Raw genomic sequence first — 8,454 nt, forward strand, 5'->3', positions numbered from 1 at the left:
CCGCTCACGCATCGACACGCGATCCCTCGCGCTGCTCGGCCGTGACGATCCGCGCCGACAACGTGACGAGGCCCATCAATGCGGCCAGCAGCCAGAACGCCAATGGCAATCCGCCAAGCCGTGCGACGAAGCCGACGCCGGCAGGGCCGATCAGGATCCCTGCATAGCCCGCAGTGGTGATCGCGGCGACCGCAAGCCCGGTCGGCATCACCGTCTGCCGCGCCGCCCGGCGAAACAGCACCGGCACGAGGTTCGACGCGCCGAGGCCGATCAGCAGGAATCCGCCGATGGCGACCGCGGCAACGGGCGCGGTGAGCAGGACCACGAAGCCCGCGATCGCGATGAGGCTGCCCCAGAGCAACGTCGCGCGGTCCCCGATGCGCGCCACCACCGCGTCGCCGCCGAGCCGGCCGATCGTCATCGCGATCGAGAACACGATGTAGCCGGCTCCGCCTTGCGCTTCGGTAACGAGCCCCGCGCCGATCACCAGCAGCGCGCCCCAATCGAGCATCGCGCCTTCGACGAGGAAGGTGATGGCGCCGAGCAGCGCAAGCAGCAGCACCGATCCGTGCGGCAGCACGAACAATGGCCCCTCCTGCACCTGAACGGAGCGAAGCAGGCGCGGCCAGGTGACGAACATCGCGATCAGAATCAGGACGGAGCAGATCAGCGTGCAGGCGAGCGCGCCGAGTTGCAGCGACAGCAGCGCCGTCATCAGCGCGGATCCGGCGAAGCCGCCGATGCTGAACAATGCGTGGAAGCCGGACATCAGCGGGCGTGCCGCGGCCCGCTCCACCTCCACGGCATGGATGTTCATGGCGACGTCGATCGAGCCGAGCGCGGCGCCGAACGCAAACAGCGCCATTGCCAGCGACATGGGAGAGCTTGCGATCGCGAGCAGCGGCAGCACGAGCGCGAGACCGAACCCGCCCGCAACGACGACCGGCCTGCTGCCGTAGCGGGCGCTGACGACGCCGGTCAGCAGCATCGCGAGGACCGAGCCGACGCCGAGGCTGAGCAGCAGCAGTCCGAGCACGCCGTCGTCGACCGCGAGCCGCGTTTTCGCGAACGGCACCAGCGGCGCCCAGCACGCGATGCCGAAGCCGGCGACGAGGAAGGCGAGCCGGGTCGCAAGGCGCGTGGCCGGCCGGTCGGCAGAGGACATGAGAACTCCAGGGGAAAGCAATGGCGGGGCGGGAGGAGTAACCCGACGAATGCCGCGGCTTTATGGCCGGGCGGGACTCGGATCGTCGCGGGCGGCCCTCGAAAGCTGCAAGCGGACGCGCAGGCCCTTCGGCTCGTTGTCGAGCAGTTGAAGCGTTCCATCATGCGCGGTCACGATCGCCTGGGCGATCGAGAGGCCGAGGCCAAATCCCGCCGTCTCGTCCATGGTCCGGGCGTCCTCGCCGCGTACGAAGGGCTCCAGCATCGCCGCCTTCCTCTCGTCGGGAATGCCAGGTCCATTGTCGCAGACGTCGATCACGAGCCGGTTCCCCGACGTCAACAATGTGACCTCGACTTCGGTTCCGAAGCGCGTCGCGTTCTGCACGAGGTTGGTGACCGCGCGGATGATTTCGTCCGGCCGCAGGACGAACGCCGCCCGGTCGGGGCCCGAATAGCTCACCGCATAGCCGCAATCGGAGAACTGCTCGCAGACCATCTGCAGCAGCGCGGCGACGTCCACCAGCGTCGGCTTGACCGGACTTTCACTGCGCAACAAGGAGAGCACCGACTCCAGCATCGACTGCATCTGGTCGAGATCGCGCACGGTCTGCATGCGCTGGGCCGCGTCCTCGATATATTCCGAGCGCAGCCGCAACCGCGTGATCGGCGTGCGCAGGTCATGGCTGATGGCGGCGAGCATGCGGTTTCGCTCGTTCATCAGCGCCGTGATGCGCTCGCGCATCCGGTTCAGCGCCCTGGCCGCGGACTTGATCTCCTCCGGCCCGTTTTCCGGCAACGGCGGCGAGGACCGGTTCAGGCTGAAATTCTCCGCCGCGCGCGCGAAAGCCAACAGAGGCGAGGACAGGGCGCGGCCGGCCCATATGCCGAGCAGCGTGACGCTCGCCACCAGGAACAGCAGCGTGGAGGTCCAGAGGCCGCTGACGAAGGCCGGCATCTTGGACCATCCGATCGTTGCCTCGAGCACGTCGTCGCCCGCGAGGTAGAACCAGACCCGGTCCTGCTGCGCGCCGGTGCCGGGAATGAATTCGGCCCGGCCGCCAAGCGCTGACGGGATGGCCATGGGTGTCCGTGCCGGCAGCGGAGTAACGGAAGTAGAAACGTCTTCCCGCAATTGCAGCTTGAGCGCCGGAAAGGTCCGGCTGATGCTATCGAGGACGACCGCGCGCTCAGCCTTGGGCGTATTGCCGATGATCTGGGCGATCAGCTCGAATTGCTCGACCGGCGCATCGGTCAAGAGCTTCGGACGGCTGAGCAGGAAATACCCGGCGATCAGGACGTGGATCAGGACCAGCGAGACCAGGACCAGGGCCGCGATCTGGCCGCTGATCCGCCTGAAGCTGAACAGCGCCAGGATGCCGGCGGTGCGGCTCATGCTTCCTCCACCACCGGCGTGAAGACGTAGCCGCCGGTGCGGACGGTCTTGATGATGGACGTCTCCTCCGTGCGGTCGAGCTTGCGGCGCAGTCGGCTGACCAGCACGTCGATGCTGCGGCCAAAGCTGCCGCCGGGACGGCCGCGCGTCATGCTCAGGAGATTGTCACGGGTCAGGATGCGGCCGGCCCGTTCGCAGAAAGCCTGCAGCAGATCGAACTCGGCGCTGGTCAGCGGCACCTGCGCGCCCTCGGGGTCGCGCAATTCCCGCAGGCGAAGATCGATCGTCCACCCCTGGAATTTGAGCCGCGTCGCCGTGGAGCTGGTCGCACGCTCGCTCGATTGCCGGCGCAGCACGGCGTTGATCCTGGCAACCAGCTCGCGCGGGTTGAACGGTTTCGGCAGATAGTCGTCGGCACCCATCTCGAGGCCGAGGATCCGGTCGAGGTCCTCGCCCTTCGCCGTGAGGATGATGATCGGCGTCATGGATTCCATGCGCACGCGGCGGCACAGGCTGAGGCCGTCCTCTCCCGGCAGCATCAGGTCGAGCACGATCAAATCGACCTTGTTCTGCGAGAGGTAGCGGTCCATCTCCTTGCCGTTGGTGACCGCGCCGGCCGAGAACGAATGCTCGCTCAGATAGCGCGAGATGAGGTCACGGGTTTGCCGGTCGTCTTCGACGATCAGGATGTTCTGCGTGCCGTTGGTCATGGCTGATATCGCATCGGGGGTACCGATCGTTGGTCGATTTGCGGACGATTGTCTCGTCCGAAGAACTACGGTCATGGTGCAATCCTAGAATTAGTCACGGCTCAAAGCCACTACGGGGTCGAGGAAAGCGGCGCGGCGCGCGGGGAAGAAACCGAAGGCGACCCCGATACCCGTCGAGGTCAGGAACGCCGCCCCGATCGAGAACATCGAATAGGTGACCTGAAACCCCGGGATCGCGAAATTGATCGCCGTGCCGAGCAGGAGCGCGATCAGGATGCCGGCGATGCCGCCGATCGACGAGATCAGCGTCGCCTCCACCAGGAACTGCTGGAGAATGTCGCTGCGCCTTGCGCCCACCGCCATGCGCACGCCGATCTCGCCGATCCGCTCGGAGACCGACACCAGCATGATGTTCATCACGCCGATGCCGCCGACGACCAGCGAGATCACCGCGATCGCGGCCACGAGGAAGGCCAGGGTCTGTGTCGTGCTGGTGATGGTGCGGCGGATGTCGTCGGTGTTGAGGATGACGAAATCCCTCGTATTGTGCCGCTGCGTCAAGAGCGTGGTGACCGCATCCTGGGCCAGCGTGGTCGAGATCTCGTCGCTGATCCGGAGCAGGATGCTGCGCAGCGCGCGGTCGCCGGTGAACTGGGCCTGTACGGTGGTGTAGGGAAGATACACAGAGAGGTTCTGGTTCGAGCCGAACCCGCCCTGCTGCTGGGCAATGACGCCGACGATGCGGCAGGGCACCTTGCCGAGCCAGATGACGCGACCTATCCCTGCGGTCTGGTCGTCGGCGAAGAAGGTCTTGCGGGTGTTGTCGTCGATGACGACCTGCCGCTCGATGTTGCGAACCGCATCGGCGTCGAACAGCCGCCCTTTCGCGAGCTTGGCGCCCTTGACCAGAAAGTAGCTCTCGCCGACGCCGTTGACCAGCACGTTCGATTCGTTGCCGCGGTAGCGGACCGTCGTGCTGGTCGAGACCGTCGGTGTGACCCCGGCAATGAAACTCTGCTGGCCGAGCGCGCGGGCATCGCCGAGGACGAGCGTCTTGATCTTGCCGGCGCGCGCATCGCCGAAGTCCCTTCCCGGAAACACCTCGATCGTGTTGGTGCCGAGGTTCGATATGTCGGACAGCACCTTGCGCTGGGAGGCGTTGCCGAGCGCGACCACGGACGACACCGCGGCGATGCCGATGATGATTCCGAGCATGGTCAGGAACGCGCGCAGCCGGTGTGCGGCCATCGCCACCAGCGCCATCCGCGAGGCTTCCCGCAGGCGCCGCAATGCACCCGGCCAGCCGTGACCGCTCTCCCGCGAACTCCGCGAGACCGGAGGCGGCGGTTCGGACCTGTCCGCGGTCTCGGTTCGGCGGTCGGCTGCGATCCTGCCGTCCCGCAGTTCGATGATGCGCTCCGCCCTTGCCGCGACGTCGGCATCATGGGTGACGATGATGATCGTCCGCCCCTCGCGGTGCAGCTCCTTCAGAATCTTGAGGACTTCCTCGCCGCTGCGGCGGTCGAGCGCGCCGGTCGGCTCGTCTGCCAGGATGACCTCCGCGCCGTTGATCAGCGCGCGTGCGATCGAGACGCGCTGCTGCTGGCCGCCCGACAGCTGGTTCGGGCGATGGCCGCGCCGGTCGTTCACGCCCAACCTCGCCAGCAGCTTTTCGGCGCGCGCGCGGCGCTCCCTGGCCTTCATCCCGGCATAGATGGCGGGGATCTCGACGTTCTCGGCAGCCGAGAGGTCGCCGAGCAGATGATAGCGCTGGAAGATGAAGCCGAAATGCTCGCGGCGCAGCGCTGCCAGCGCGTCCGCATCGAGCTCGGAGACGGTCTTGCCGGCGACGCGATAGGTGCCGGAGGTCGGGCGGTCGAGGCAGCCGAGGATGTTGAGCAGCGTCGATTTGCCGGAGCCCGACGAGCCGATGATCGCCACCATCTCGCCGGGCTGGATGCTCAGCGAGAGATCGTCGAGCGCGACCACGCTGCTGTCGCCGGCCCTGAACTCACGCCGGACGTTCTCGAGCGCAATGATGGGGTCGGCCATCTCAGGGACCTCCGGGCGGGCCGCCGGGCATGCCGCGCGATGCGGTCTGCTCGCTGGCTTCTCCGGTGACGACCCGGTCGCCCTCATCGAGGCCGGACCTGATCTCGACCGTAGTGCGGTCATTAAGTCCGGTCTTGACCTCGCGCTCGTGCACGTCACCCGACGCGTCGAGGGTGCGGACGGTGCTGCGGCCGTCGGATTTCCGCATCAGCGCGAGCGCGGGGATGACCTTCACGCGCTTGGCCTCACCGGTGATGATGTGCACCTCGGCGGTCATGTAAGTCCGCAGCGAAAGATCCTTGTTGGGGACGTTGAAGACGCCGATGTAGTAGATGGCAGTGCTGGTGGAGCTCGATGAACTCGAGCTCGAGCTCGACGTGGTGGTCGAGGAGAAGCTGGCGTCGCTCTTGATCGATTCGGGGGCCGGCTCGATCTGCTCCAGCCTGGCCTCGTAGCGGTGATCCTGGTCGCCGAGGATGGTGAAGTAGAGCGGTTGTCCCGGCTTGACCTTGACGATGTCGGCCTCGGAGATCTCCGCCCGCACCGTCATGGTCTCGAGTTGGCCAAGCACGACGATGGTCGGGGCGGACTGCACCGCATTGACCGTCTGTCCCTCCTGTACCACGGTGGCGAGCACCGTGCCGTCGATGGGTGCGGTGATCCTGGTGTAGTCGAGGTTGACGCGCGCCGTCTCGACGCTGGCTTCGGCTCCCACGATCAGGGCTTCGAGCGCGGCAATCTGGGCACGGGTCTGCCGCACCGTCGAATCCGCGCTGTCGAAATCGCTGCGCGAGGTGGCACGCTGCGCCAGCGTCGCCTGCTGGCGCGCGAGGTTGGCTTCCGCCAGCACCAACGCGGCTTCCTTCTCGAGTTTCTGAGCGCGGTAGTTCTTGAGCGAAGCTTCCGAATTGCGCAGATCGTTCTGCTTGGTGACAGGGTCGATCTGGGCGATGACGTCGCCGGCCTTGACCGTGTCGCCGACGCGGACATTGAGGGCGGTGATCCGGCCCGATACCTGCGCGCCGACGGCGGTCAGGCGCGTCGGCTTGAGCGTGCCGCTGGCGAGCACCTCCTCGCGCAGATCGCTGACGGTGACCGGCGCAGTGATGTAGGACTGCGCCTTGCTCGACGTCGCCGGAAAGCGCATGGCGGCGACCACCCCGGTTGCCACGACGGCAACCACCGCGGCGGCAATCTTCACGCGCTTGGCGGTGATGATATCAGTCACTTCACCGTCTCCCGGAAGTGTGGTCCTGTATTGGTGTCCACGATGATCGGCGTCGATATGTCGACCGGATCGGACCAGCCGCCGCCGAGCGCCTTCGCGAGGGAAATGTAGTCCTTGGCCGCGGACACCTTGCTCTGGATCAGCGAATCCTCAGCCGAATAAAGCGAGCGTTCGGCGTCCAGCACGTCGATGAAGCTCGCGCTGCCGGTCTCGAACAGCGATCGCGACAGCCGGGCGGCCTCGCGATAGTTCTTCGCCGCCTCGGCCAACTTGACCCCGCGAACACGCTCCTGCGAAATCGACACCAGCGCGTTCTCGACGTCTTCAAGCGCGGTGAGCAGGGTCGAGTGGAACGTCGCGAACGCCTGGTCGCGTTGCGCCTCCGCGATCTTGACCGTCGCCAGGCGCTTGCCCGCGTCGAACACCGGCACCGTGACCGAGGGCCCCACCGACCAGCTCACGCTGGAATATTTTGCGAGGTCGCCGGCGCGCAGCGCAGAGGTGCCGACCGAGCCGGTCAGCGACACCGCGGGATAGCGGTCGGCCTCGGCGGCGCCGATCTTGGCGGTGGCCTGGGCGAGCTTGCGCTCGGCGCTGGCGACGTCGGGGCGGCTCATGAGGAGATCGGCGGGCAGGCCCGTGGGCAACGGCATGCGCGGTGCGGGCACGGGCGCGGACGTTGCCATCAGCGAAGCGACGCCATCGGGCGGCCGTCCGAGCAGGATGCCGAGCCGGTGAATGTCGGCCGCAAGCGCCGCCTGATAGGTCGGAACGTTCGCTTCCGTGCTCGCCGCTTGTGCCGTCGCCTTGGCGAGATCGACGGCGTTGCCGCTGCCGGCCTCGTATTTGCTGCGGGTGAGCTTTTCGGTGTCGCGCTGCGAGATCGATGTTCGCCGCGCCAGCGCGATCCGCGCCTGGTAGCCGCGCGCCTCCACGTAATAGGCGGCAACGTCGCCGATCAGCGTGACGAGGCTGTCGCGCAGATCTTCCTCTGCCGATTGCTGCCCACGCACCGCTGCTTCGATGCTCCGTTGCGTGCCGCCGAACAGGTCGAGCTCCCAGCTCGAATCGAAGCTCGCCTGGTGCAGCGTGTAGGGCGCTGTGTCGACGACGGCGGAGGCGGAGCCCGCGCTGGTCTTGTTGTCGGTCACCGAGGCCGAGCCGCTGACGGAGGGAAGCATGCCGGCGCCGGTCTGCTGCACCGTTGCGCGCGCCTCGCGCACGACCGCCTTGGCCTTGGCGACATCGGGGTTGGCTTCGACGGCCTGTTCGATCAGACGGTTGAGCAGGGGGTCACGCAGGCGCAGCCACCAGCGATCGAGCGTGCCGGTTTGCCGCCGGGACGTGGGTTGCGCGCTCCAGTGCGACGGCATGTCCAGCCTGGGAGGCCCGGCATAATCCGGCCCGACGGCGCAGCCGACCAATGTGGCACCCAACATCAGCGCGACGCAGGCCGATCCGGCGCGCGACAGGGCGGCGCGCAGTGGGGGCGGCGTCGGGTGATGGTTCTCCTCTGCGGGTGGCGTGGCAACTGCGACGAACAAGTGTGACGGCATCAAATCGGCTGAGATCCATGAGCCTTGCCGCGGGGACGTGCGGTGCCCATGGCCTTCGGAAGGGTACGACGAACAGGACCCACTAGCCGCGCGATCGTGGCCTTTCGGCAGCCGGAATGTTGCTGGATGTAAACAGATGTTGCGGGGCATCTCGCGCCTGCCGCCCGGCGCCTGCCAGGCAAGACATCGACCCTGTTTTGCCGCTGCGTCAAGCCCTTCTCGCGAAAATATTCCACTTTACCGAAATTCGGAATTGACGTATGTGTCGGCCATCCCGGCTCATCCTTGAGGGGCGGTCGTGTGGTCGTCATGTTCGCGAGCCGGGCTTGCGGTGGACGCGGCAGCGTCGGG

The 8,454-nt window shown here is 66.9% G+C and carries 6 protein-coding genes; all 6 read right to left on the minus strand.

Annotated features, from left to right (window positions below; all coding sequences use genetic code 11):
* Positions 1-4: 4 nt before the first annotated feature.
* The gene (locus tag AX729_RS29245) at positions 5-1,165 is read right to left on the minus strand and encodes an MFS transporter (protein ID WP_061027650.1); all 1,161 of its coding nucleotides are present in this window, start codon (positions 1,163-1,165) and stop codon (positions 5-7) included.
* 60 nt (positions 1,166-1,225) lie between these two features.
* Entirely contained in the window at positions 1,226-2,557 is a 1,332-nt protein-coding gene (locus AX729_RS29250) for an ATP-binding protein (RefSeq protein WP_061027651.1), read from the minus strand.
* On the minus strand, positions 2,554-3,267 hold the full coding sequence (locus AX729_RS29255) for a response regulator (RefSeq protein WP_061027652.1): 714 nt from the start codon (positions 3,265-3,267) through the stop codon (positions 2,554-2,556). Before AX729_RS29255 ends, AX729_RS29250 begins: the two co-directional genes overlap by 4 nt.
* A gap of 90 nt (positions 3,268-3,357) precedes the next feature.
* Complete coding sequence (locus AX729_RS29260; RefSeq protein ID WP_061027653.1) at positions 3,358-5,319, minus strand: MacB family efflux pump subunit; 1,962 nt, start codon at positions 5,317-5,319, stop codon at positions 3,358-3,360.
* Position 5,320: 1 nt separating this feature from the next.
* A complete protein-coding gene (locus AX729_RS29265) occupies positions 5,321-6,547 on the minus strand; it encodes an efflux RND transporter periplasmic adaptor subunit (RefSeq protein ID WP_061027654.1) in 1,227 nt (408 codons plus the stop codon).
* On the minus strand, positions 6,544-8,103 hold the full coding sequence (locus tag AX729_RS29270; protein WP_245325444.1) for an efflux transporter outer membrane subunit: 1,560 nt from the start codon (positions 8,101-8,103) through the stop codon (positions 6,544-6,546). The genes AX729_RS29265 and AX729_RS29270 overlap by 4 nt, the downstream gene beginning before the upstream one ends.
* Positions 8,104-8,454: the final 351 nt, after the last annotated feature.

It is taken from the genome of Bradyrhizobium sp. CCH5-F6 (genome assembly GCF_001556045.1).
GTDB lineage: Bacteria > Pseudomonadota > Alphaproteobacteria > Rhizobiales > Xanthobacteraceae > Bradyrhizobium.